This is a genomic window from Sphingomonas sp. BL-S-30, from assembly GCF_055521475.1.
Genome location: NZ_CM145481.1, coordinates 3422885 through 3446364, shown reverse-complemented (window position 1 = coordinate 3446364; position 23480 = coordinate 3422885). Strand labels below are relative to the sequence as shown.

22 protein-coding genes are annotated in these 23480 nt (G+C 66.3%); 13 read left to right on the top strand and 9 right to left on the bottom strand.

Annotated elements, in window-relative coordinates:
• Positions 1 to 71: 71 nt before the first annotated feature.
• Positions 72 to 1220, bottom strand: a complete 1149-nt coding sequence (locus ACZ1I5_RS16040; RefSeq protein ID WP_465170235.1) for an alpha-hydroxy acid oxidase — start codon at positions 1218 to 1220, stop codon at positions 72 to 74.
• Between the two features lie 210 nt (positions 1221 to 1430).
• Between ACZ1I5_RS16040 and ACZ1I5_RS16035 the strand changes: the two genes are divergently transcribed.
• From ACZ1I5_RS16035 to ACZ1I5_RS15980, 12 genes are all read left to right on the top strand, one after another.
• Positions 1431 to 2216 carry a succinate dehydrogenase iron-sulfur subunit gene (locus ACZ1I5_RS16035; RefSeq protein ID WP_465170234.1) on the top strand — a complete coding sequence of 262 codons (786 nt, stop codon included), beginning with the start codon at positions 1431 to 1433 and terminating at the stop codon, positions 2214 to 2216.
• Positions 2217 to 2289: 73 nt separating this feature from the next.
• Complete coding sequence (locus tag ACZ1I5_RS16030; RefSeq protein WP_465173985.1) at positions 2290 to 2688, top strand: PaaI family thioesterase; 399 nt, start codon at positions 2290 to 2292, stop codon at positions 2686 to 2688.
• A 109-nt stretch (positions 2689 to 2797) separates the two neighbouring features.
• Positions 2798 to 3910, top strand: a complete 1113-nt coding sequence (zapE, locus tag ACZ1I5_RS16025) for a cell division protein ZapE (protein WP_465170233.1) — start codon at positions 2798 to 2800, stop codon at positions 3908 to 3910.
• Positions 3911 to 3968: 58 nt separating this feature from the next.
• The gene (locus ACZ1I5_RS16020; RefSeq protein WP_465170232.1) at positions 3969 to 4295 is read left to right on the top strand and encodes a YbjQ family protein; all 327 of its coding nucleotides are present in this window, start codon (positions 3969 to 3971) and stop codon (positions 4293 to 4295) included.
• Entirely contained in the window at positions 4292 to 4591 is a 300-nt protein-coding gene (locus ACZ1I5_RS16015; RefSeq protein ID WP_465170231.1) for a hypothetical protein, read from the top strand. The genes ACZ1I5_RS16020 and ACZ1I5_RS16015 overlap by 4 nt, the downstream gene beginning before the upstream one ends.
• Before the next feature lie 134 nt (positions 4592 to 4725).
• Positions 4726 to 5688 (top strand): malate dehydrogenase, encoded by a 963-nt coding sequence (mdh, locus tag ACZ1I5_RS16010; protein ID WP_465170230.1) that lies wholly within the window; start codon positions 4726 to 4728, stop codon positions 5686 to 5688.
• 73 nt (positions 5689 to 5761) lie between these two features.
• Complete coding sequence (locus ACZ1I5_RS16005) at positions 5762 to 6058, top strand: GIY-YIG nuclease family protein (protein ID WP_465170229.1); 297 nt, start codon at positions 5762 to 5764, stop codon at positions 6056 to 6058.
• Positions 6059 to 6108: 50 nt separating this feature from the next.
• Positions 6109 to 6993 carry a succinate--CoA ligase subunit alpha gene (gene sucD / locus ACZ1I5_RS16000; protein ID WP_465170228.1) on the top strand — a complete coding sequence of 295 codons (885 nt, stop codon included), beginning with the start codon at positions 6109 to 6111 and terminating at the stop codon, positions 6991 to 6993.
• A gap of 66 nt (positions 6994 to 7059) precedes the next feature.
• Positions 7060 to 9996 (top strand): 2-oxoglutarate dehydrogenase E1 component, encoded by a 2937-nt coding sequence (locus tag ACZ1I5_RS15995; protein WP_465170227.1) that lies wholly within the window; start codon positions 7060 to 7062, stop codon positions 9994 to 9996.
• Positions 9997 to 10125: 129 nt separating this feature from the next.
• The gene (odhB, locus tag ACZ1I5_RS15990) at positions 10126 to 11379 is read left to right on the top strand and encodes a 2-oxoglutarate dehydrogenase complex dihydrolipoyllysine-residue succinyltransferase (RefSeq protein WP_465170226.1); all 1254 of its coding nucleotides are present in this window, start codon (positions 10126 to 10128) and stop codon (positions 11377 to 11379) included.
• A gap of 167 nt (positions 11380 to 11546) precedes the next feature.
• Positions 11547 to 12938 carry a dihydrolipoyl dehydrogenase gene (gene lpdA, locus ACZ1I5_RS15985; protein WP_465170225.1) on the top strand — a complete coding sequence of 464 codons (1392 nt, stop codon included), beginning with the start codon at positions 11547 to 11549 and terminating at the stop codon, positions 12936 to 12938.
• A 13-nt stretch (positions 12939 to 12951) separates the two neighbouring features.
• Positions 12952 to 13377, top strand: a complete 426-nt coding sequence (locus ACZ1I5_RS15980) for a hypothetical protein (protein ID WP_465170224.1) — start codon at positions 12952 to 12954, stop codon at positions 13375 to 13377.
• On the opposite strand, the gene ACZ1I5_RS15975 is transcribed toward ACZ1I5_RS15980, so the two are convergent.
• Complete coding sequence (locus ACZ1I5_RS15975) at positions 13374 to 14051, bottom strand: YoaK family protein (RefSeq protein ID WP_465170223.1); 678 nt, start codon at positions 14049 to 14051, stop codon at positions 13374 to 13376. The two genes, ACZ1I5_RS15980 and ACZ1I5_RS15975, sit on opposite strands and share 4 nt — an antisense overlap.
• A 76-nt stretch (positions 14052 to 14127) precedes the next feature.
• Here ACZ1I5_RS15975 and ACZ1I5_RS15970 point away from each other — a divergent pair, with 76 nt between their 5' ends.
• On the top strand, positions 14128 to 14760 hold the full coding sequence (locus tag ACZ1I5_RS15970) for a trimeric intracellular cation channel family protein (protein WP_465170222.1): 633 nt from the start codon (positions 14128 to 14130) through the stop codon (positions 14758 to 14760).
• Position 14761: 1 nt separating this feature from the next.
• Here the strand turns inward: ACZ1I5_RS15970 and ACZ1I5_RS15965 are convergent, their stop codons facing one another.
• The 7 genes from ACZ1I5_RS15965 to ACZ1I5_RS15935 form a co-directional block, all read right to left on the bottom strand.
• A complete protein-coding gene (locus ACZ1I5_RS15965; RefSeq protein ID WP_465170221.1) occupies positions 14762 to 15568 on the bottom strand; it encodes a hypothetical protein in 807 nt (268 codons plus the stop codon).
• Positions 15569 to 15659: 91 nt separating this feature from the next.
• Positions 15660 to 16124, bottom strand: a complete 465-nt coding sequence (locus ACZ1I5_RS15960) for a GFA family protein (RefSeq protein ID WP_465170220.1) — start codon at positions 16122 to 16124, stop codon at positions 15660 to 15662.
• Positions 16121 to 17497 carry a glycoside hydrolase family 47 protein gene (locus tag ACZ1I5_RS15955; protein ID WP_465170219.1) on the bottom strand — a complete coding sequence of 459 codons (1377 nt, stop codon included), beginning with the start codon at positions 17495 to 17497 and terminating at the stop codon, positions 16121 to 16123. The genes ACZ1I5_RS15960 and ACZ1I5_RS15955 overlap by 4 nt, the downstream gene beginning before the upstream one ends.
• A 68-nt stretch (positions 17498 to 17565) precedes the next feature.
• A complete protein-coding gene (locus ACZ1I5_RS15950) occupies positions 17566 to 19242 on the bottom strand; it encodes a hypothetical protein (protein ID WP_465170218.1) in 1677 nt (558 codons plus the stop codon).
• A 106-nt stretch (positions 19243 to 19348) separates the two neighbouring features.
• Positions 19349 to 20911, bottom strand: a complete 1563-nt coding sequence (locus ACZ1I5_RS15945; RefSeq protein WP_465170217.1) for a flavin monoamine oxidase family protein — start codon at positions 20909 to 20911, stop codon at positions 19349 to 19351.
• The gene (locus tag ACZ1I5_RS15940; protein ID WP_465170216.1) at positions 20908 to 21405 is read right to left on the bottom strand and encodes a Rid family hydrolase; all 498 of its coding nucleotides are present in this window, start codon (positions 21403 to 21405) and stop codon (positions 20908 to 20910) included. The genes ACZ1I5_RS15945 and ACZ1I5_RS15940 overlap by 4 nt, the downstream gene beginning before the upstream one ends.
• Positions 21406 to 21606: 201 nt before the next feature.
• On the bottom strand, positions 21607 to 23424 hold the full coding sequence (locus ACZ1I5_RS15935) for a tyrosinase family protein (protein ID WP_465170215.1): 1818 nt from the start codon (positions 23422 to 23424) through the stop codon (positions 21607 to 21609).
• Positions 23425 to 23480 lie beyond the last annotated feature (56 nt).

Here is a 23480-nt window from a genome sequence, read left to right as displayed (position 1 = left end):
GTGATTGGCGTTGTCGTCCTCACCCTTCCGCAGCTTCGCTGCTCCCTCCCTCTCCCGCTGGGAGAGGGATTCTAACGCCAGCGCAAATTGCCCCGGGTCAGCTCCGCAACCGACTTCACCCCCATCAGCTTCATGTCCCGCTCGATCTCTGCCTGCAGCCGCCCGAGCACCCGCTCGACCCCGGGCTGGCCAGCCGCCGCCAGCGCATAAAGATACATCCGCCCGCCCGAGCATGCCTTGGCGCCCACGCTCAGCGCCTTCAGCACATGGCTGCCGCGGCGGATGCCGCCGTCGCAGATCACGTCGATCTTGTCGCCGACCGCATCGACGATCTCGGCAAGCTGATCGAACGGCGATCGGCTGCCGTCGAGCTGCCGCCCGCCATGGTTCGACACCATGATCGCCGTCGCGCCGATATCGACCGCGCGCTTCGCGTCCTCGACGGACATGATGCCCTTCAGGCAGAATTCGCCGCCCCATTGCGCGCGCACGCCCTCCGCCGTTTTCCAGTCCATCGACGGATCGAGCATCTTGTTGAAATAGTCGGCGACCGACAGCGCGACATTGGTCCCTTCGGACACATGGTCCTTCAGGTTCGACAACTCGAACTTCTCGCGGAACAGATAATCGAGCGTCCAGCCCGGGTGAGTCGCGAAGCTGATCGCCGAGGCCGGGGTCAGCTTTGGCGGCGAGGTGAAGCCGGTGCGCAGGCAGCGCTCGCGATTGCCCGACACGATCGTGTCGACGGTCAGCGCGATACAGTCGAACTTGGCCTCCTTGCACCGTTCGACCAGCGCGTGGTTCAGTCCCTTGTCCTTGTGGATATAGAGCTGAAACATCTTGGGCGTGCTGATCGTCCGGCCGATCTCCTCGATGCTGACGGTGCCAAGGCTCGAAATGCCGAAATAGGTCCCTAACTTCTCGGCCGCGCGCGCGACGCCGCGCTCGCCATGCCAGTGGAACAGGCGCTGCAAGGCAGTTGGCGACAGGAACAGCGGCATGTCGATCTTGCGGCCCATCACCGTGGTGCTCATGTCGATCGTCTCGACGCCGGCGAGCACGCTCGGCACCAGGTCGCACGACTCGAACGCCTCGGTGTTGCGGCGCTTGGTCGCCTCGTCATCGGCGGCACCGTCGATATAGTGATACACGGGGCCGGGCAGGCGCTTGCGGGCGAGGGTGCGGAAATCCTCGACATTGTGGCAATCGCTCAGTCTCATATTTTGCCCCGTTTGGTCATATGCTGGACTTCGCCCTACGATTCTTGCCCGGTGCCCGCAACGCCGGCGATGATGCCTGCTCCGTCGCGGAATTTGCAATCATGCGGTGATCCGACGCCGCGGACCGCGCCAAAGGGTTGCACGCGCGCGCCGAAAGGCATAGCCGCTTTCCGCGACGCACCATTTCGTTTCCGCCGGAGACTTTCAGGCATGGCCGAATTCAGACTGCCCCCGAACAGCCGACCCAAAAAGGGCGGCAAGGTCCACAAGGCAGCCGCCGAGGCAAAGCGGGTCAAGAGCTTCAAGATCTATCGCTACGATCCCGATGCCGGCGAGAACCCGCATTACGACATTTTCGAGATCGATCTCGACAATTGCGGCCCGATGGTGCTCGACGCGCTGATCAAGATGAAGTCGGAGCAGGACAGCTCGCTGACCTTCCGCCGCTCCTGCCGCGAGGGCATTTGCGGGTCGTGCTCGATGAACATCGACGGCAAGAACGGCCTCGCCTGCACCACCGCGATCGAGGACGTGAAGGGCGATATCCGCATCACGCCGCTGCCGCATATGGAAGTGATCAAGGACCTCGTTCCCGATTTCACGCATTTCTACGCGCAATATTCCTCGATCAAGCCATGGCTGCAGACCGTCACGCCGCCGCCCTCGGGCAAGGAGCGGCTCCAGTCGCCGGCCGATCGCGAGAAGCTGGACGGCCTGTACGAGTGCATCCTGTGCGCCTGCTGCTCGACCGCCTGCCCGAGCTATTGGTGGAACAGCGACAAGTTCCTCGGCCCCGCGATCCTGTTGCAGGCCTATCGCTGGCTCGCCGACAGCCGCGACGAGATGACCGGCGAACGACTCGACGAGCTGGAGGATCCGTTCCGCCTCTATCGCTGCCACACGATCATGAACTGCGCGAATGTCTGCCCCAAGGGCCTCAACCCGGCCAAGGCGATCGCCGAGATCAAGAAGATGGAAGCAGAGCGAGTCGTCTGAGGCTCGTCGCGTGACCGAAACCAGCGCGCCCGCTACCTTCCTCTACGAGGAGGATCCGGATCATCCCGGCTGGATGCGGTGGGGCTTCACTGATCCATCGCGCTACAACAGCTTTCTCGGCCCGATGATGGTGCGGGTCGAAGGCGGCATTGCCCGGGTGCGCATGACGCCGGAGCGGCGCCATTCCAATCTGCGCGACAGCGTGCATGGCGGTGCGCTGCTCGGCTTCATCGATGTCGCGCTGTTCGCTGCCTCGCGCAGCTTCGGGCTGATCACCGCGGGGTCGGCGGTGACGCTCGACCTTTCGACTCAGTTCATCGGCGGCGGCCGCATCGGCGAGCTGCTGGAGGCGCAGGTCGAACTGCTGCGCGAGACCGGGCGGCTGCTGTTCCTGCGCGGCCTCGTCGTGCAGGACGAGGACAAGGTCGCGAGCTTTTCCGCCACGATCCGCAAATCGGCCCCGAAGCAATGACTTCTATCTCCGTTCGTGCTGAGCGTGTCGAAGCACTGTTCTTTTTCACGTGGGTCGCAAAGAAGAACAGCCCTTCGACAAGCTCAGGGCGAACGGGCGGAGCGCTGTAGTGCCCAACGTCCTCGCCCGCTACCAAGCGCTGATCGCCGCGGGGGAGCTCCGGCCCGATCCCGAACAGGAGGAAGCCGCTCGTCGCCTCGACGCTTTGGCGACCGAACTCGAGGCAGCGCCGAAGCGCGGGTCGGTGCTGTGGCGCGCGCTGGGCCGGCGGCCCGAGGCGCCGGCGGGCATCTATCTCTGGGGCGGGGTCGGCCGCGGCAAGTCGATGCTGATGGATCTGTTCTTCGGCTGCATCAACATGCGGCGGAAGCGGCGCATCCACTTCCTCGAATTCATGCTCGACGTCCATGCCCGCCTGCGGGTCGAGCGGGAGAAGGAAGTCGGCGACCCGATCCTCCCGGTCGCCGCCGCGATCGCCGAGGAAGTGAAGGTGCTCTGCTTCGACGAGATCATGGTCACCAACAGCCCCGACGCGATGATCCTGTCGCGGCTGTTCACCGAGCTGCTGCGCCACGGCGTGACGGTGGTGATGACCTCCAACCGGCCGCCGACCGATCTCTACAAGGACGGGCTCAACCGCGAGCATTTCCTGCCCTTCATCGACCTGATCCAGACCAGGATGCAGGTGCTCGCGCTCAACGGCCCGGTGGATTACCGACGCGACCGGCTCGGCCAGGTCGAGACCTGGCTGGTGCCCAACGGGCCCGAGGCGACCGCGCAGCTTTCCGCCGCCTTTTTCCGCCTGACCGACTATCCGCCCGAGGACCGCGACCATGTGCCCTCGGAGGAATTGCCGGTCGGCGGCGGACGCACCTTGCATGTGCCCAAGAGCCTGAAGGGCGTCGCGGTCTTCTCGTTCAAGCGGCTGTGCGGCGAGGCCCGCGGCTCGGCCGATTATCTCGCGGTCGCGCGGCGTTTCCACACCATCATCCTGGTCGGCATCCCGCGGCTCGGGCCGGAGAACCGCAACGAGGCGGCGCGTTTCGTCCAGCTGATCGACGCGTTGTACGAGCACAAGGTGAAGCTGCTCGCCGCTGCCGATGCGCCGCCGGGCGAGCTGTACGAGAAGGGTGACGGCCGTTTCGAGTTCGAGCGCACGATCAGCCGGCTCGAGGAAATGCGCTCCGACGACTATCTCGAACTGGGCCACGGCGCGAACTGACCTTCGCCATCGCCCGACCATTTGCTATCGTGCCGCGGCCGGCCATGGAGGGAAGAAGATGCTCGTCACCACCACCGAGAATGTCCCGGGCCATACCGTACTCAAGACGCTGGGTCAGGCATTCGGCGTCGTCGTCCGCAGCCGCGGCATCGGCGGCAACATCACTGCCAGCCTGCGCTCGATCGTCGGCGGCGAAATCCCCGAATATACCCGACTGGTCGAGGATACGCGGCGCCACGCGATCGACCGCCTCGTCGCCAATGCTGCGCTGATGGGCGCCAACGCCGTCGTCATGATGCGTTTCGACTCGGGCGAGATCGCCCAGGCGATGAACGAGGTGGTCGCGTACGGCACCGCCGTCATTCTCGATCCCGCGCCCGAATGATGCTGCGTACCTTCGTCCTGGTGATCGCGATGCTGTTGTTCACCGCGGCGGTGATCGGCGCGGTGATCGATCCGGCGGTGTGGCCGACGCTGATCGCGGCGACGGTCGTGCTTGCCGGCATCATGCTCGAACGCCGCCGGTACGGCGCTTCGCAGGCGAAACCGATCGGCGGCGGGTGGCGCGAGACGTCCGAACGTTTCGTCGACGACGCCAGCGGTCGTGCCGTGACGGTATGGTATAATGACGCGACCGGTGAGCGTCGCTACGTCGATCCCGAGAATGATCAACCGGCGTAAATGCACTTGCGAATTAGTTGCAATAAACACGTGAAAATATCGGGTTTTAGCGGTTGCCCCTACGGCCAAACGCGCCTAAGCCGCCGCCCAGTTTCGCCGCGCGCGCGGCTTTATCATTGCCGAAAGGACGAGGAATGGCCCGCAAGAAGATCGCGTTGATCGGTGCCGGTAACATCGGCGGCACGCTTGCTCATCTCGCAGCACTGAAGGGCCTGGGCGACATCGTCCTGTTCGACGTGGTCGAGGGCGTGCCCCAGGGCAAGGCGCTGGATCTCAGTCAGTGCTCGCCCGTCGAAGGCTTCGACGCCAAGATCACCGGCACCAATGATTATGCCGACATCGCTGGCGCGGACGTCATCATCGTCACCGCCGGTGTCGCCCGCAAGCCGGGCATGAGCCGCGACGACCTGCTCGGCATCAACCTGAAGGTCATGAAGGCCGTGGGCGAAGGCATCGCCGCCAACGCGCCCGACGCGTTCGTCATCTGCATCACCAACCCGCTCGACGCGATGGTCTGGGCGCTGCGCGAATTCTCGGGTCTCCCGCACCAGAAGGTCGTCGGCATGGCCGGCGTGCTCGACAGCTCGCGCTTCAGCCATTTCCTCGCCGAAGAGTTCAAGGTCTCGGTCAAGGACGTCACGTCCTTCGTGCTCGGCGGCCACGGTGACACCATGGTCCCGGTGATCAGCTACTCGACCGTTTCGGGCATCCCGGTTCCGGACCTGATCGACATGGGCTTCTCGACGCAGGAGCGCATCGACGCGATCGTCGCGCGCACCCGGTCGGGCGGCGGCGAGATCGTCGCGCTGCTCAAGACCGGCTCGGCCTATTATGCCCCCGCCACCTCGGCGATCTCGATGGCGGAGGCCTATCTCTACGACCAGAAGCGCCTGCTCCCGGCAGCGGTCCACCTGACCGGCCAGTACGGCGTGGACAATCTCTATGTCGGCGTGCCGGTGGTCATCGGTGCCGGCGGCGTCGAGAAGGTGGTCGAGATCAAGCTCGACGAAGAGGCACAGAACAACCTCGATGTCTCGGTCGAGGCGGTCAAGGAATTGCTGGTCGCGTGCAAGGCGATCGACGGAAGCCTGGCCTGACCTCATTGTGCTCCCGCGAAGGCGGGAGCCCAGTCTGGGTCCCCGCCTTCGCGGGGACCCAAGGAGGCGGGCGGTGCGAGAGGATAAACCCGGCTTCGTCTACATCATGGCGAAGCAGAAGAACGGAACGATCTATATCGGTGTAACCAGCGACCTGCCTGCCCGCGCGTACCAACATCGCAACGGCCTGGTCGAAGGCTTCACCAGAAAATACGACTGCAAGCTGCTCGTCTGGTACGAAGCCCATGATACGATCGAAGGGGCCAGACATCGCGAATTGCAGCTGAAGAAATGGAATCGGCAGTGGAAGCTGCGAGAGATTGAAACGATGAATCCGGACTGGGACGATCTGTTCGAGTCTTTGTTTTAGGTCTGGGCTCCCGCCTTCGCGGGAGCGCGGCAAGTGGGAACGAGAAAAATATGGCAATCCTCGTCGACAAGAACACCAAGGTCATCACCCAGGGCATGACTGGTGAGACCGGCACGTTCCACACCCAGCAGGCGCTGGCTTATGGCACGCAGATGGTCGGCGGCGTGACGCCGGGCAAGGGCGGCACCGAGCATATCGGCCTGCCGGTCTATGACACCGTTGCCGAGGCCGTTGCGAAGACCGGCGCGACCGCGTCCGTCATCTATGTGCCGCCGCCCTTCGCGGCCGACTCGATCCTCGAGGCGATCGACGCCGAAGTGCCGCTGATCGTCACCATCACGGAGGGCATTCCGGTGCTCGACATGGTCAAGGTGAAGCGCGCGCTCAGCGGTTCCAAGTCGCGCCTGATCGGTCCGAACTGCCCGGGCGTCCTGACGCCGGGCCAGTGCAAGATCGGCATCATGCCCGGCAGCATCTTCAAGCAGGGCTCGGTAGGCGTTGTAAGCCGCTCCGGCACGCTTACCTATGAAGCCGTCTTCCAGACGTCGAATGCGGGCCTCGGCCAGACGACCGCGGTCGGCATCGGTGGCGATCCGGTCAACGGCACGAACTTCATCGACGTGCTCGAACTCTTCCTCGCCGACGACGAGACCAAGTCGATCATCATGATCGGCGAGATCGGCGGCTCGGCCGAAGAGGAAGCCGCGCAGTTCCTCCGCGACGAGGCCAAGCGCGGCCGCAAGAAGCCGATGGCCGGTTTCATCGCGGGCCGCACGGCGCCTCCGGGTCGCCGCATGGGCCATGCCGGCGCGATCGTGTCGGGCGGCCAGGGCGGCGCCGAGGACAAGATCGCGGCGATGGAAGCGGCAGGGATCAAGGTAGCGGACAGCCCGTCCGAACTGGGCACGACGCTGCTGTCGGTGTTGAAGGGTTAACCAGGCCCCGCCTCGGGCGGGGACAAAGCAGCATCACCTCCCCAGGGATGCGCCGAGGAACAGCCAATGGGCTACGAAGGCCAGGATTTCGCTGACATCGCCGGGGGCGTGAGCCCGGCGTTCATCGATGCGCTCTATGCGCGGTACAAAGTGTCTCCGGACAGCGTCGAGCCGGGCTGGCGCGGCTTTTTCGAAGGCCTGGAGGGCAATGCGACCGGCCCGAGCTGGAACCAGTCCAACTGGCCGCTGAGCTCGACCGACGATCTGACCGCGGCGCTCGACCCGACCCAGATGGAGCCGGCGCCCAAGCCCGCCAAGGGCGGCGCCAAGCCTGCCCCGGCACCGGCGGCCGCCGCGCCCTCGCAGGACGACATCGTCCGTGCCGCCGCGGATTCGATCCGTGCGATGCTGCTGATCCGCACCTATCGCGTGCGCGGCCATCTTGCCGCCAATCTCGATCCGCTCGGCCTGTCCAAGCGCGAGATGCCGGCCGATCTCACCACTGAATATCACGGTTTTTCCGACACCGATCTCGACCGCCCGGTCTATCTCGGCGGCACCATGGGCCTGCAATGGGCGACGGTGCGGGAGCTCGTCGGCATTCTGCGCGCGAATTACTGCGGCAATGTCGGCCTCGAATATATGCACATCTCGGACGTGGAGGAGCGCCGCTTCCTCCAGGAACGGATGGAAGGCAAGGACAAGGCGATCGAGTTCAGCCCGCTGGGCAAGAAGGCGATCCTCAACAAGGTGATCGAAGCCGAGCAGTGGGAGAAATTCTGCGGCCGCAAATATGTCGGGACCAAGCGTTTCGGCCTGGACGGCGGCGAGAGCATGATCCCGGCGCTGGAAAGCGTCATCAAATATGGCGGTCAGTTCGGCGTGCGCGAGATCGTGTTCGGCATGGCGCATCGCGGCCGTCTGAACGTGCTGTCCAACGTGATGGCCAAGCCGTTCCGCATCATCTTCCATGAATTCGGCGGTGGCTCCGACAATCCCGACGACGTGGCCGGTTCGGGCGACGTGAAATACCATCTCGGCACCTCGACCGACCGCGAGTTCGACGGGATCAGCGTGCATATGTCGCTGGTCGCCAACCCCTCGCATCTCGAGGCCGAGGATCCCGTCGTGCTGGGCAAGGTCCGTGCGATCCAGACGATCGCCGGCGACCTGAAGGAGCACAAGGCCTCGCTGCCGGTGCTGATTCACGGCGACGCGGCGTTTGCGGGCCAGGGCATCGTGTGGGAATGCCTCGGCTTCTCCGGCATCCGCGGTTACAATACCGGCGGCTGCATCCATTTCGTCATCAACAACCAGATCGGCTTCACGACCAGCCCGCAATTCGCGCGCTCGTCGCCCTATCCGTCGGATGTGGCGAAGGGCGTCCAGGCGCCGATCTTCCACGTCAATGGCGACGATCCCGAGGCGGTGACCTTCGCCACCAAGATGGCGATCGAGTTCCGCCAGCGCTTCCACCGCGACATCGTGATCGACATGTGGTGCTATCGCCGCTTCGGCCATAACGAAGGCGACGAGCCGAGCTTCACTCAGCCGCTGATGTACGATCGCATCCGTGCGCATCCGCCGGTCAGCGAAATCTATGGGACCAAGCTGATCGAGCAGGGCGTGATCGATCGCGCCTGGATCGACGACAATATCGCGCAGTTCACCACCCTGCTCGAAGGCGAGTTCGAGGCGGGCGCGAGCTACAAGCCGAACAAGGCGGACTGGTTCGCCGGACGCTGGTCGGGCCTGCATGCGCCGGCCGATGCCGAGAGCGCGCGCCGCAATGTCGAGACCGGGATCGAACCCAAGCTGTTCGACTCGCTCGGCCGCACGCTGACCACCGTTCCCGACGACCTGACCATCCACAAGACGCTCGGCCGCGTGATCGACGCCAAGCGCGAGATGTTCAAATCGGGCGCCAATTTCGATTGGGCGACGGGCGAGGCGCTCGCTTACGGCTCGCTGCTGTCGGAAGGCTATGGCGTCCGCCTCTCGGGGCAGGATTCGGGCCGCGGCACTTTCTCGCAGCGCCACGCGGTGTGGATCGACCAGAAGGACGAGCACAAATATCTGCCGCTCGCGCAGCTCGAGCATGGCCGTTTCGAGGTGCTGGACAGCCCCTTGAGCGAATATGGCGTGCTCGGCTTCGAATATGGCTATGCGCTGGCCGACCCGAAGACCCTGGTGCTGTGGGAGGCGCAGTTCGGCGACTTCATGAACGGCGCGCAGATCATGATCGATCAGTTCATCGCGTCGGGCGAGGCCAAGTGGTTGCGCGCCAACGGCCTGGTGATGCTGCTGCCGCACGGCTATGAAGGCCAGGGTCCGGAACATAGCTCGGCACGCGTCGAGCGTTTCCTGCAGCTGTGCGCGCAGGACAATATGCAGGTCGCGAACTGCACCACGCCGGCGAATTATTTCCACCTGCTGCGCCGGCAGATGCATCGCAGCTTCCGCAAGCCGCTGATCATCTTCACGCCCAAGTCGCTGCTGCGCCACAAGCTGGCGGTATCGAGCGCGGCCGATTTCCAGGGCGACAGCCACTTCATGCGGCTGTTGTCCGATCCTTCGGCGCCGGCGGACCTGGACGTGAGGCGACTCGTGCTGTGCACCGGCAAGGTCGCTTATGACCTGATGGAGGCGCGTGATGCGGCCGGCGACAAGAACACCGCGATCGTCCGGGTCGAGCAGCTCTATCCTTTCCCGAGCGAGCCGCTGACCGCGCGCCTGCAGAAGCTGCCCAACCTCGAAGAAGTGGTCTGGGCGCAGGAAGAGCCGAAGAACAACGGCGCGTGGAGCTTCGTCGAGCCGTTCATCGAGGAATGCCTGGTCGGGGCCGGGGTCAAGCCGGTGCGCGCGCGCTATGCCGGCCGCGCCGCCGCCGCATCGCCGGCGACCGGCCTGATGAAGCGTCACCAGATGGAACAGGCCGCGCTCGTCGCTGACGCGCTCGGCCATAATGTCCGCGAAGAAATCCGCCGCACGCGGAAGAGCTGAAGCATTGGGGCTGTTCCCCGGCGAAGGCCGGGGCCCAGTCGGGAAACGGATGTGATGACTCGCGGCGCTCGCCAATGATCGCTGCGTAACTGGGCCCCGGCCTTCGCCGGGGAACAAGGGAAGTAAGAGATGGCAACCGAAGTAAAAGTGCCCGTCCTGGGCGAATCGATCACTGAAGCGACGCTCGGCGAATGGCTCAAGCAGCCCGGCGATGCCGTGGCGATGGATGAGCCGATCGCCAGCCTGGAGACCGACAAGGTCTCGGTCGAGGTACCGAGCCCCGTCGCCGGCGTCATGGGGGAGCAGGCGGTGAAGGTCGGCGATACCGTCCAGGTCGGCGCGATGATCGCGACGATCGACGCTGGCGCGGGCGCTCCCAAGGCCGCCGAGGCGCCGCAGCCTGCCGTGACCGCGGCACCTGCTGCTCCCGCTGCGCCCGCTCCCGCTGCGCCGGCCCCCGCCGCGCCGGCCGGTGACGGCCCGGCCGCGCTCTCTCCTTCAGTGCGCCGCGCGGTGCTCGAGCACGGCGTCGATCCCTCGACGGTCAAGGGCACCGGCAAGGACGGCCGCATCACCAAGGACGATGTCGTCGCCGCCGCTTCGGCCGCGCCGGCGCCCGCTCCCGTCGCGGCGGCAGTCCCGGCCGAGCCGCAGGTCGCGCCCTCGGTCGCCGCCTCGACCGGCCGCAAGGAAGAGCGCGTGCGCATGACGCGCCTGCGCCAGACGATCGCGAAGCGCCTCAAGGAAGCGCAGAACACCGCGGCGATGCTCACCACCTTCAACGACGTCGACATGACGGCGGTGATCGAGGCGCGCACCAAGTACAAGGATCTGTTCGAGAAGAAGCACGGCGTCCGCCTCGGCTTCATGGGCTTCTTCGCCAAGGCCGCCTGCCTCGCGCTGAAGGACGTGCCCAGCGTCAACGCCTCGATCGAGGGCGATGAGATCGTCTATCACGATTATGTCGATATCTCGGTCGCGGTGTCGGGCCCGGGCGGCCTGGTCGTCCCCGTCGTGCGCGATGCCGACCAGCTTTCGGTCGCCGGGATCGAGCGCACCATCGGCGACTTCGGCAAGCGCGCCAAGGACGGCACGCTCAAGATGGAAGAGATGAAGGGCGGCACCTTCACTATCTCCAATGGCGGCGTGTTCGGCTCGCTGATGTCGACCCCGATCATCAACCCGCCCCAAGCGGCGGTGCTTGGCCTTCACCGCATCGAGGATCGCCCGGTCGTCCGCGACGGCCAGGTCGTGGTCCGCCCGATGATGTACCTCGCGCTCAGCTACGATCATCGCCTGATCGACGGCCGCGAGGCCGTGACCTTCCTCGTCGCGCTGAAGAACGCGATCGAGGATCCGACGCGGATTTTGATCGACCTTTGACCCCACCGCCGTTCGTCCTGAGTAGCCATTGAGCTTGTCGAAATGGCGTATCGAAGGACAGGCCTCACGCCATGTCCTTCGATACGGGTCTTCGACAAGCTCAGCCCCTACTCAGGACGAACGGGAGTGCTTACGTGTCGTTACGCACCATGCGATTGAGATAGACAATGGCTGACTATGATTTCGACGTCCTGGTAATCGGCTCCGGCCCGGGCGGCTATGTCGCCGCGATCCGTGCGGCGCAGCTTGGGCTGAAGACTGGCTGTGTCGAGAGCCGCGAGACGCTGGGCGGCACCTGCCTCAATGTCGGCTGCATCCCGTCCAAGGCGATGCTGCACGCGTCCGAGCTGTATGACGAGGCCGTTTCCGGCCGGCTCGCCAAGCTGGGCGTGAAGGTCGAGACCAGCCTGGATTTGGAGACGATGCACGGCCAGCGCCTCGACGCGGTCAAGCAGCTCACCGGCGGCATCGCGTTCCTGTTCAAGAAGAACAAGGTCGAGTGGATCAAGGGTCGCGCGACCTTCACCGGCAAGGACAGCGTCAAAGTCGGCGATCGCGAATATCGCGCGAAGAACATCATCATCGCGACCGGCTCTTCGGTCACCCCGCTGCCGGGCGTGACCATCGACCAGAAGATCGTGGTGGATTCGACCGGCGCGCTCGAACTGCCCGCGGTGCCGAAGCATATGGTCGTGATCGGCGGCGGCGTGATCGGGCTCGAGCTCGGCTCGGTCTGGCGGCGCCTCGGTGCGAAGGTGACGGTCGTCGAATTCCTCGACCAGATTCTGCCCGGCTTCGACGGCGAGGTCCGCAAGGAAGCCAACAAGATCATGAAGAAGCAGGGGCTGGAATTCCGCCTCTCGACCAAGGTCACCGGCGTGGTCGTCAGTGGCGACACTGCCACGCTCACGCTCGAGCCAGCCGCCGGTGGCGAAGCGACGACGCTCGAAGCCGATGCGGTGCTCGTCTCGATCGGCCGCCGTCCCAACACCGAAGGCCTCGGCCTCGACGCTGCGGGCCTCGCCACCAACCAGCGCGGCCAGGTCGAGACCGATCACCGCTTTCAGACCTCGGTTCCCGGCATCTGGGCGATCGGCGACGTCATCCCCGGCCCGATGCTGGCGCACAAGGCCGAGGACGAAGGCATTGCGGTCGCCGAGAACATCGCCGGCCTCACCGGCATCGTGAACCATGATGTGATCCCGAGCGTGGTCTACACCAATCCCGAGATCGCCGGCGTCGGCCTGACCGAGGAGGCGGCCGGGGAGCGTGGCGAGGTGAAGGTCGGCAAGTTCCCGATGCTCGCCAATTCGCGCGCCAAGACCAATCACGAGCCCGACGGTTTCGTGAAGGTCATCGCGGATGCGAAGACCGATCGGGTGCTCGGCGTCTGGGTCATCGCCTCGGTCGGCGGCACGATGATCGCCCAGGCCGCGCAGGCCATGGAGTTCGGCGCGACCTCCGAGGACATCGCCTATACCTGCCACGCCCATCCGACGCATTCGGAAGCGATCAAGGAAGCCGCGATGGCAGTGCTGGGCAAGCCGATCCACATCTGACGGGGTGCGCGGGGTGAAGGATCAGATCGAGTTCGAGCCCCCGACACAGTCGACTTGCCAATGCTGCGGCGATGTCACCACCCATCTGGTCCGCTTCGTCAGCCGAGACGAAGCGGCCCTTGCAGTATATTTTGCGGACTACTCGGAAGGGCATGATTTCGTCAGCGTACTGGTCGGGTTTGGCGATTGGGCTGATGACGCAACACCGGACGATCGACTGGCTTTTGCCTTTCGTATCTGGATTGCCGAGAATAGCTATCAGGTCGGCCTCGTCGATGCGGCGGAAGCGATGTATCCGACGTCCTATCTCGGCCGCATCCTCGATCGGGATGAAGCTCTCGGCCATGCCCTGAAATCCGAGGTGTTCGATCTCAGCGACCATATCGTGGCCTGTGATGAGCCGGTGATCGCGTTCCTCAACCGCAAAGCCGCTACCTAAACCGCCCGGGCACCCCATGGCCCGACCGGCTCCGTGCCGCGCGCCATTACCGCGACCACCACCGTCAGCAGCGCCGCCGCGCCGGTCGCCAGCCACAGCGCGCCGGTGTCGAACGCGCCGTAGCAGCGCGCCCCCATCACCACGCCGCTGACGAAACCGAGCCACAGCAGCAGATACCGCAGCCAGGTCCAGCGGTCCGCATCGCCCATCAGCGCCCCGGCCAGCCGCTGCGCCATACGCACGAGCGATCCGGTCATATAGGTGAGCCCGATGCTCACTTCGCCATCGCGCAGGAACAGGCCGTTCTCCGCGCCCATCGCCGCGGCGAGCAGCAGCAGCGCCCTGGTGTTCGGCTCGAAATGCATGATCGTCGCGGCGAGACCAAGCAGCAGCGTCACCGCGATCATCACCGCTGCCTGGGCGTGCTTTGCCCAGCGTCGCGCGATCACCGTCGCGATCATCACCCCGCTGACGAAGCTCAGCAGCAGCGCGCCGGCCATCCGCACCTCGTCATAGCGCTCGGTCGCGACGGCGACGCCCAGCCGCGTCGTATTGCCGCTCATGAACGAGGCGAAGAAACCGCCAAGGCTCGAATAGGCAAGGGCATCGACGAAACCGGCAAGCGCGGCAAGGCAGATGGCAAGGGCGATCATCGACGGGCGATAGCGTTGCATGACACTGCTATGTCGCAGCGCGCGCCGAGTTTCCAGCCGCCTTTGCGCGGAGCCGTCGCTGGCGATAGAACGCGCCATGCTTCCCCACGCCCCCTGGCAATTCGGATCGATCCTCCCCTGGCTCGACCTGTTCGGCATCGCGGTGTTCGCGACCACCGGCGCGCTCGCCGCGACCCGGCGCGGACAGACCTTGGTCACCGCCGCTTTCTTCGCGCTGATCACCGGCGTGGGCGGCGGTTCGGTCCGCGATCTGCTGATCGGAGCGCCGGTCTTCTGGGTGCATGATCCGCTGGTCGCCGCGATCTGCCTCGCGGTCGCCGGGCTGGTCTGGATCACGCCCCAGGTCTGGTGGCAGGACAAGGCACTCGACTGGCTCGATGCGGTCGGCCTCGCCGCTTATGCCGTGTTCGGCGCGGCCAAGGCGCTGGCGTTCGGCATCCCGCCGGTGCCGGCCGCGCTGATGGGGGTGATGACCGCCTGTGTCGGCGGCATCATCCGCGACGTGCTGGCGGGCGAGCCGTCGATCCTGATGCGCCCCGAACTGTACGTGACCGCCGCCGCGCTCGCCGCGGGTCTGCACGTTGTCTTGGTGTCCGCGGGTGTCCCCGCCTTTGCCGCGGCGGTGGTGGCGGCCGCCGCCGGCTTCAGCCTGCGTGCCGCCGCGATCCACTGGAGGCTCGCGCTCCCCAGTTATCGCGGGCGGCGCTAAATCAACCCTTGGGATCGCCCGGCAGATACTGCCCGGTCACCAGCTTGTAGGCGTCCGACGTGCCCCGCCCGCACCAGCCATCGACCTTGACGACGACGCCCTTGAAGCTGCCCAGCCAGGTCTGCAGGGTCATGCCGGCGGCGATCACCGCCGGATCGGTCGGCTTGGCGGTGGCGAAGCGCGAGACCAGCGGCCCGGTGACCACGGACGGCAGGGGCTCGTCGGTGAAACCGATCAGCTGTTTCTCCGCCATCCGCCGCAACAGCACCGCCGCCCCGCATTGCGCGGAGGTCGCCGTATCGGACCAGGTCCCGTCGGCGACATATTTGCCCTTGGTATAATGGTTGGAGAAGCTCCACAGATAGGGCGACTTCACCTGCGGATGGTATAGCCGGTAACCCGAGCCATTATAGCGTTCCAGCTTGAACAGCGCCCCCGCCACCGACCAGTCGGTCCATGTGTTGAAGCCCTCCAGCGTCAGCGCGTCGGTCGCGCTGGCTTCCCAGGTAAAGGGCGGCGATCCCGTCTTCGGCCGGCCGGCGGGCACCTGTTTCGTGCGCGCGGTCAGCGGATCGCCATTGTGCAGGTGTTTCGCGAAGTTCTGGCTCGCTTCCATATTGTGGATCACGGCGACGAAATGCCAGGGAATGCCGAGCGGCCCGCCGACCGCCTCATAGCGGGCCCGGTTCGCGACGAGCTTGGCCACCAGCGCTTCGACCTCCGCTGCGCGTGCGGGGTTGACGGTGCAGCTGTCGAACAATGCCTTATATTCGACGCGGAGCGCATCGGTCAGCGAAAAGGTCGCCATCTCGTCTCTCCCGGAGGACCAGCGAGCGCGGAGTGTGGTGCGTTGCCGTACCGAGTCCAGCGGGAATAGAACCGAAAAGGGGCAATCTTGCCTAGGCGACCAGTGCTTCGCGCCGCATCAGGCTTGCTTCAGGCCAAAGCGCCGCGCGGTCGTAATAGATCTCCACCGCCGGCACCTCCTCGGGGAGCGCGACCCAGGGCAGCTTCGACCGGGTGAAGATATGGACGTCGGGCGGCACCGCGCCTGGCGCGTCGAGCGTACCCACGCGCACGAACGCCAGCTTGCGCCCGAGCGTGGCATAGTGGCTCCACAACGCGACATGACAGTCGGGGCAGCGCATGATCTCCTGACCCGCGCCGCTTTCCGACGGAGTCATCACGGCTTTCGGCGCGCCGGCAAGGAGGTCGATACGATCCCCCTCGATCAGCGCATTGATCACGAAGGCCGATCCGGTTTCGGTCTGGCAGCTCGTACAGTGGCAGCAATGCACGAACATCGGCGCGTCGTTCAGCCGGTAGCGCACCACGCCGCAGGTGCACCCGCCCTCAAGGCTCATCGCTTCAGCCCCTTCAGCACATTGCCTTCGGTCGACAGATAATTGTCGCGATAGTCGAAGCGCGGACAGTCGCTGAAGATCAGCCAGTAATATTTCATCTGCTCGGACCACCAGTAACCGGGGCAAGCATCGTTCCATGCCCCGGCCACGGTGACGTCGCGCAGGCCGGAATAGCCATGGGCGACCTTGCTCGTGCGTTTCATGGCAAGGAAGTGCGTCCGCGCGACCTGCCGCCAATGCTCGTCGCGATCGTGCAGCCAGAGCGTGAAGGCTGAATCGGCCAGCTCGGGGCGCAGTGCATTGCCCCTGGACGTGATCGACCAGTTGGTGGGGTCGAACGCCTCGGGCAGTACGCCGAACCTGTCCTGCGCCTTTTCCCAGCCGCGCATCGCCGCTCTGGCCTCGCCGGGCTTGCCGCCCTCGCGGAGCAACCCGGGATAGAAAGCGGACAGCTCGCTCTGCACCAGGTCGAGCTTCTCGCCGGTCTCGAAATCCACATTGGCGAACCACAGGTCGCCGGTCGTGCGGTCGGTGAGATGCGCCAGGATCGCGGCGGTGCAGCTCGTGTACGCGTCGCGCAGGCGCGGATCTCCGGTCAGCGCCCATGTATCCCACAGATATTCGAAATAGCTGTCGGTCGGCGGGCCGATGGTGGCGACGCGCGTGGTCCAGGCACCGGTGGTCACGTCGATCGTATCGGCGAGCAGGCCGATTTTCGACCGTTTCCCATACAGCGTGAGCATCGCGTCGACCGCCGCTTCGCCGAAGCGCTTCTCGCCGGTGAGTTTCGACAAGGTGAGGAATTCCGGCGCGAGCCCGCCGCCGATCTCGGCGGGGAAGCTCAGCGGATCGCGGGTCTTGCGGGTGCGGAGATTGACGTAGCGCATCGGCATGCCGGTCGGCGTATCGAAGGCGGGCATCATCCGCGTCGCGAGATCATGCGCCAGTTCGAGCAGCTTGGCCTCGCCGGTCGCGAGATGGCCGGAGAGCAGCCCGCCGACCAGCCGGATCGTCGCCTCGAACACCTGCGCATCGCCGTCGAGATCGAAGCGCAGCGACTGCTTGATCCAGCGCACCCCGTCCTCGAGCTCGGCGTCCAGCCCCATCAGCCACAGCGTGTCGAGTGCTTCGACGATCGACAGCCCGACCGTCTGGCCGGGAAACAGGAAGGACTTGCTGGTGCCCGAGACTGGCCTGATCTCGTCCTGGCCCCAGGCCAGTTGGCGATATTCGGCCCAGGCCCAGGCCATCTCCGCGCGGACCTCCCGTGCCAGCGCATGCCAGTCGGTGCGCCCGGTCCGGGCAAGGGCGGGGGAGGCCGCCAGCGCCGCCGAGGCGGCGGCGCTGGCCAGGACATGGCGACGATCGATCAAGGCGCACCCCATGAAGAACGAGCCGCCAACTCTACACCGTCACAGGCTCCCTTCAACTGCGCAGCGTGTCAGCGATTGTGATCCCTGCCGTTCCCCGGGCCAGGCTGTGGGCGTTGCGCGGCGGCGCGTTGCTGCGCTTGTTGGGCCTGTTGCGCGGCGCGCTGCTGTTGCTGGGCCGCCTGTTGCTGGGCCTGTTGCGCCGCGCGTTGCTGCGCCGCTTGCTGCTGCGCCTGTTGGCGTTGCTGCACCTGTTGCTGCTGGGCGGCGCGTTGTTGCGCCCGCTGCTGGTCGGCCTGTTGCCGCTGCGCCGCGCGTTGCTGCTGCATCTGCTGGCCGCGCTGTTCGGCGGCGCGCTGGGCTTGTTGCTGCTGCGCGGCCCGTTGGACGCGTTGCTGCTCGGCCTGCTGGCGCTGCGCCGCGCGTTGCTGCTGCATTTGCTGACCACGCTGCTCGGCGGCGCGCTGCTGAGCCTGCTGCGTGCGTTGCTGCGCCGCTTGCTGCTGGGCCTGCTGGGGCTGCTGCGCGGCGCGCTGTTGTTCGACCTGCTGGCGTTGCGCGTCGCGCTGCTGGCGCATCTGCTGACCGCGCTGCTCGGTGGCGCGTTGAGCCTCGAGGACATGCTCGCGCCGGGCCTGATCGCGCCGCGCAGCCTGTAGCTGCAGTTGCTGCTGCGCCGCCGTCTGCTGCCCGGCGGCATCGCGCCGGGCATCGGCCTGCGCGCGCTGGGCGTCGCGTATCTGCTGCTGTGCCGCCTGTTGCTGCTGGCGCTCCTGGATGGCGCGCTGCTGCCCCATCTGGCGCTGTGCCTGCTGCTGCAGCTCGGCCGCGCGCTGTGCCTGCTGGCGCGCCTGCTCGATCTGCCGGGCGCCCCCGCCGCGATCGGCCGGCACATAGAGCTGCGGCGGCGGCCCGGTCCGGCCCTCGCGCTGCCAGGAGGCGAAGCGCTCCGCCGCCCGTTCGCGGACGATCCGCTCGGGCTGGAGTCGCCGGCTTTCCTCGGCCGCATTGCGCTGGCGATAGGCCTGCCAGTCCGGCACCCGCTGCCGCGCGTCGCGCCAGTCGGTACGGGCCGCCGCGATCACCGGGCGGCGTGCCGCCCATTGCGCCGCGGCCACGCCGCGACGGTCGCGGTCCCGCGCCGCCGCGCGCAACGCCTGTGCCCGGGCATAATAGCGCGACGCCGCCTCGGCCTGGCGCTGCGCCTCGGCCGCCGCGAGATAGCGGCCCTGCCGGTCATAGACGCTGGCGATCCGACCGTCGCGATAGCCATAGGTGTAGGAAGGATCGCGCACGAGATACGGATAGTCGGCGCCCGGCTCGTAATAATAATAGCGATAGCCGTCATCGATCGGCTCGGCATAGGTCATGTAATCGCCGCTGGTTTCCCACGCCCAGGGCTCGACACCGTCATAGTCGAAATAATAATCGGGCGGGGCGTCGCCGATCGTGTCGCTGATCCAGTCGGCACGGTCGATCCAGGCGTAGCGATCGTCATAGGGCGCGTCGGCATAGCCGAGCCGCTGCACCGCCGGCAGCGCGGCGGCGCGCGGCGCGGAACGGATCGGTGTCGCCGGTCCCTCGGCCAGCGGCTGGACGACGGGCAGCGGCGGCAGCGCCGCTGCGGCTTGCGTGTTGGTGGGCGCGTCGACGCTCGCCTGTCGGGCCTGCTGCCCGCACGCGGCAAGCACGAGGGCAAGCGCGGTGGCGCTGGCGAGCCTCAGCGTGAGATGGGTCTTTCCGGCCATGGCTTATGCTCCTCTGGCTGTGAATCTGGCCAAGAGGTGGCACAACGCATCTGAACCCGCTCTGGACCCGCGGTTCATCGGAGGTTGTGGGGATCGGGAAAGGGGCTCAGGCCAGCTTGCTGCTCGTCATCCGGTCCGCGACCATGCGCGTGTGGAGCAGGCTCATCGCTTCGTGCGCGGACAGCGCGGCGCCTTCCTGCCACGCGCCGATATAGCTCAGATGCTCGCCCGCGAAGAAGATACGGTCCTCCGGCCGGCACAATTCGGCATAGTCGGTCTTGCGCTGCTCCGGCGTCCAGCGCGCGGCGATGCCTTCGCTCCACGGCGTCTCGTTCCACGCGACCGTCACGCCCTTGGTCAGCAAGGCCGATTTGCCCGGATGCATCCGCTCGATCACCTCGCGCGAGACCCGCAGCCGCTGCGCATGCGGCATGCCGGAAAAGCCTGACGCATTGCCCAGGCCGCCCGCGGCATAGGCGCCGATCAGGATGCCCTTGGGCGCATTCCACCCGCCGCTCGGATACCAGATGAGCTGGCTCGGCGCGTCAGTGAAGGCGAGGCCGCCATAGATCCCTTCCTGCTCCCAGAAGCGCGGCGCTTCCCAGGCGACCTTGGCGGAGGGCGCATAGACGGTGTTGGCCAGCGCCGCCTTCTTCGCCGGCGACAGCGGCATGTCGATCTTCTTCACCATGGTGGCGGGCAGGGTGCAGAGGCAATAATCCGCCTCGACCGCGCCGCCGTCCGCCAGCAGCACGCGCACGCCGCGCGCCATCGGCCGCACCGCCTTGACCGGCGTGTTGAGCCGCACATCGTCCTTCACCCGCGCATAGATCGCATAGGCGATGCGATCCATGCCGCCGACCGGCTGGAACATCGGCGCCTGCTGGTCGAACGTCTCCTCGAAGGTCAGCCCGCCGCCCCAGAAACCGTCGGCGACGATCTGGTCGAGCGTCAGCGGATCCATCGGAACGCCGGGATTGGCATAGCCGCCGGGATTGTCGCGAAAGCCCGCCCGGTCCGATCCGCGATAGACGCCCTTGGGGTCGAGCGCCCCCCATTGCTGGAGATAGGCGCGCAGCTTCTCGCGGTCCGCCTGAGTCACCTGCGCATCGAGCGCGCCCTGGTCCAGCGCCTTGGCGATCAGCTCGGCGAAGCGGCCCTTGGTGTCGTTGACCGCCTGGCGCTCCGTGATCGAGCGGCCGCCGAAATCGAGCCGGGCGGCGCGGTTGACGTTGACCATCACTTCGATCGGCACGTCGAATTCCCGGGCATAGCCCAGGATCGCGGTATGCGCGGTCGGCAGCCGGGCCGCGCCCGCATTGAAATAGAATCCGTTGTCGAAGGTGCAGATCTGGTCCTCGCGCCCGGTCTGCTCGATCCGGTCGCCGCCGCGGATCGACCAGACCCGCCCGCCGACTCGCCCGCGCGCCTCGAGCACGGTGACCTTGTACCCCGCCTTGCCCAGTTCATAGGCGGCGACCAGCCCGGCGATGCCCGCCCCCAGGATCGCGACGGAGCGCCCGGTGCCCGATCCCGCCGGCAGGTCGACGATCCGCGTCGCGCCCATCGCCGGCATGGCCAGCAGGCCCATCGCCTGCATCGACAGATAGACCGCGCTATAGCCGCCGGCCCTTCCCATCGCCTGCAGGAAGGCCCGGCGCGTCGTCACTTGGCGGGGACCTTGGCCGCGGTCACCTCGACCTCGACGAGATAGTGCGGCGCGACCAGGGCAGCGACCTGCACCGTCACCCTCGCCGGCTTGAGCGGCTGGTCCGGGGTGCCCCACACTTCCTTGTACGCGGTCATCATCCCCGCGAAATCCATCGCCGACGCGCCGGGCGGGGCGGCCAGATAGACGCGCATCATCACCACATCGCCCGGCTCCATGCCCTTCGCGGCGAGTGCTGCCTTGATCTTGGCGAACACCGAACGCGCCTGGGTCTCGGTATTGCCCCAGCGGCCCGGATCGGTTTCCGCCGTGCCGGGGACGGGATCGGGCAGCAACCCGCTGACATAAAGCGTGGTCGCGCCCGCCGGCACCGTTACCGAACCGGCGATCGCCGCGGTGGGCGCGCCGTCATGAACCACCTGCGCGGAAACGGGGGAGGCACCGAACGCCGCCGCCAGGCTGCCGGCGATCACGCACTTGAACGGTCGGACCATCTCTCTCCCCCTTGAGTCGAGCGTGCAGTCTATGCTGCGGCGCAGCACCCGCAAGGGGAGGGCGAAGATTGCAGGATCGCGCGCATGGGCGGCGATTTCGTGGGGAAAAACGTCAATCCGGAGGGGTGGAAATGCCTTGGCCGCCGGAATTCGCATTCCGGCGGCCGTCGGCGGCCAGCACCCGGGGAGGGGATGCCGGTGCTAGCGCAGCTCGATCCGTGCCGAGCTGAAGCGGACATTGGCCTTCGGGCTGATCTGCCGTGCGGCGAGATTGGGGGTGGTGCCCGTCACGCCGGTGCTTGGCTCGATCACCAGGGAGGTGTCGTCGCTGCCCAGCGCCTTCAGTGCCTCGGTCGCGTCGAAGCTCTTTTCGTCCGGCGCGTTCGCGGTCATGCCGGCCATGTCGCCATGGTCGCCATGCGGCGCGGTGAGGTTGAAGAAGTTGATCACGCCCAGCAGCACGCGCTTGCCCCCGGCGCCCTGGATATAGACCTCGTAGAGCACGCCCGGCGCTTCGTCATAGGTGAAGCCGTCGATCACCACCACCGATCGCGGCGCCTCGCCATTCTTCTGCGGCGTCGCGGTCAGCATCGATGCCTTCATCTCGGGCGCGATCTTCAGCGGCAGCACGGTGGTGCCGCGCTGCAACGGGGTCGGGCCGACTAGGGGATAGACGCGTAACGGTTTCTCCTGGAGCACCGCAGTCGGCAGGTTGATCTTCAGCGTCGCCGGACAGCCGCCACCACCGGCATAGCTGTAGCCAAGCTGCGCGGTGGTGAGCATGTCCTTCACCGTGCGCGTCACCAGCGCCCCGCTGCCGTCGATGAAGTTGAAATTGGTGCCCAGCTGGTTCGGGTTGTTCGGCAGCCGCGCCGCCTGGTTCACCTGCAGCCAGCATTCGTAGAGCCGGTCGATATTGGTGTGGTGAGTGTAGAAGATCGGGTCGTTCCCCGCCGCCGGCACTGCACCCATATAGCCGGTCGGGCAGTTCGCCACGCCGACCGCGCAGTGCACCGCCCCGTGCGGCGTCTGCTCGATCGCGCCGTTGAAGGGGCTGTAGCTGGTCTGCTGCATCGCATTGGTGGTCGAGACGACCGACGGGGCGAGGTTGCTCGTGCCCGCATTGAGCTGCGCCTGGCGGTTGGGGATATACAGCGGATTGGCCACGGTCTGGCCGCCCGAATTCACATAGGTCTGGTCGCGATAGGCGGCCGGCATCTGGGCGTTGGACTCATAATCCCAATAGGGCAGCCGGAGATTGGCGTCGCCCGCCGCGCTCTGCAGCACCTGCTCGAAATAATAGAGGAACATGCGGTGCCAGGTCAGGAACTGGATCGTGCCGTGCTGGCAGGTGCACCAGGTCGCATTCTCGTCGGCATTGCTCTTCGCTTGGGCCGCAAGCCCGCTCATGCCCGCGGCGCTCAGCCCCGAGACATTGGCGCATCCGGTGCCGAAATAGGCATGCATGTTCGCCCAGTAGATCCAGCTGCGGCGGAAATTGGCGCTGCCGCGCGGCTCGCTGTTCCACGCCTTCATCTGCGCGACGCCCTTGCGCAGGCTGGCCAGTTCGGTCGCGCTCAATTGCAGGACCGACTTGCGCTGGGTGGTGACGCGCACCGGCGTGATCCGCACGCTCTGGAACTTGTTCCCGGGAGGGGCGCCGGCGGGATACATGTCGAAGGTCAGGGTCGATCCGGCGCCCGCCTTGAAGGCGAAGCTCGCGCTGCCCGTGCCGCTGGCGTCGGTACGAACCTGGCCCAGCCCGCGCTGGCATTTCCAGTAGAAATCATAGGAGGTGTTGGGCGTGCCGCGGCTGATCTGCACGGCGGCGATGGTGTCCCCGGCGTCGGTCTGGGTGATCGTCACCTGGCCGCCATTGTTCGCGGGGTTGGATCCGTTGACATTGTTGTTGCCACAATCGGAGAAATCCTGGCGGACCAGCGGCCCGGACGCCTGCAGGCTGCCCGATTGCGCCGAGGCTGTGGGGACGACAGCCAGCGTGCCCATGACAAGCAACATGGCGACGCTTCCATGGAGGGCCGTAAGCCGCCCTTTTGGTATATAAGACATATCAA

Coding starts and splice junctions, on each gene's coding strand:
- sucD (WP_465170228.1), top strand. CDS start 6,109: ATGGCAATCCTCGTCGACAAGAACACCAAGGTCATCACCCAGGGCATG.
- ACZ1I5_RS15935 (WP_465170215.1), bottom strand. CDS start 23,424: ATGTTGCTTGTCATGGGCACGCTGGCTGTCGTCCCCACAGCCTCGGCG.
- ACZ1I5_RS16020 (WP_465170232.1), top strand. CDS start 3,969: ATGCTCGTCACCACCACCGAGAATGTCCCGGGCCATACCGTACTCAAG.
- ACZ1I5_RS15975 (WP_465170223.1), bottom strand. CDS start 14,051: ATGCAACGCTATCGCCCGTCGATGATCGCCCTTGCCATCTGCCTTGCC.
- ACZ1I5_RS16035 (WP_465170234.1), top strand. CDS start 1,431: ATGGCCGAATTCAGACTGCCCCCGAACAGCCGACCCAAAAAGGGCGGC.
- ACZ1I5_RS15940 (WP_465170216.1), bottom strand. CDS start 21,405: ATGGTCCGACCGTTCAAGTGCGTGATCGCCGGCAGCCTGGCGGCGGCG.
- ACZ1I5_RS16030 (WP_465173985.1), top strand. CDS start 2,290: ATGCGGTGGGGCTTCACTGATCCATCGCGCTACAACAGCTTTCTCGGC.
- ACZ1I5_RS15970 (WP_465170222.1), top strand. CDS start 14,128: ATGCTTCCCCACGCCCCCTGGCAATTCGGATCGATCCTCCCCTGGCTC.
- ACZ1I5_RS15995 (WP_465170227.1), top strand. CDS start 7,060: ATGGGCTACGAAGGCCAGGATTTCGCTGACATCGCCGGGGGCGTGAGC.
- ACZ1I5_RS15965 (WP_465170221.1), bottom strand. CDS start 15,568: ATGGCGACCTTTTCGCTGACCGATGCGCTCCGCGTCGAATATAAGGCA.
- odhB (WP_465170226.1), top strand. CDS start 10,126: ATGGCAACCGAAGTAAAAGTGCCCGTCCTGGGCGAATCGATCACTGAA.
- ACZ1I5_RS15950 (WP_465170218.1), bottom strand. CDS start 19,242: ATGGCCGGAAAGACCCATCTCACGCTGAGGCTCGCCAGCGCCACCGCG.
- ACZ1I5_RS15960 (WP_465170220.1), bottom strand. CDS start 16,124: ATGAGCCTTGAGGGCGGGTGCACCTGCGGCGTGGTGCGCTACCGGCTG.
- lpdA (WP_465170225.1), top strand. CDS start 11,547: ATGGCTGACTATGATTTCGACGTCCTGGTAATCGGCTCCGGCCCGGGC.
- ACZ1I5_RS16040 (WP_465170235.1), bottom strand. CDS start 1,220: ATGAGACTGAGCGATTGCCACAATGTCGAGGATTTCCGCACCCTCGCC.
- ACZ1I5_RS16015 (WP_465170231.1), top strand. CDS start 4,292: ATGATGCTGCGTACCTTCGTCCTGGTGATCGCGATGCTGTTGTTCACC.
- mdh (WP_465170230.1), top strand. CDS start 4,726: ATGGCCCGCAAGAAGATCGCGTTGATCGGTGCCGGTAACATCGGCGGC.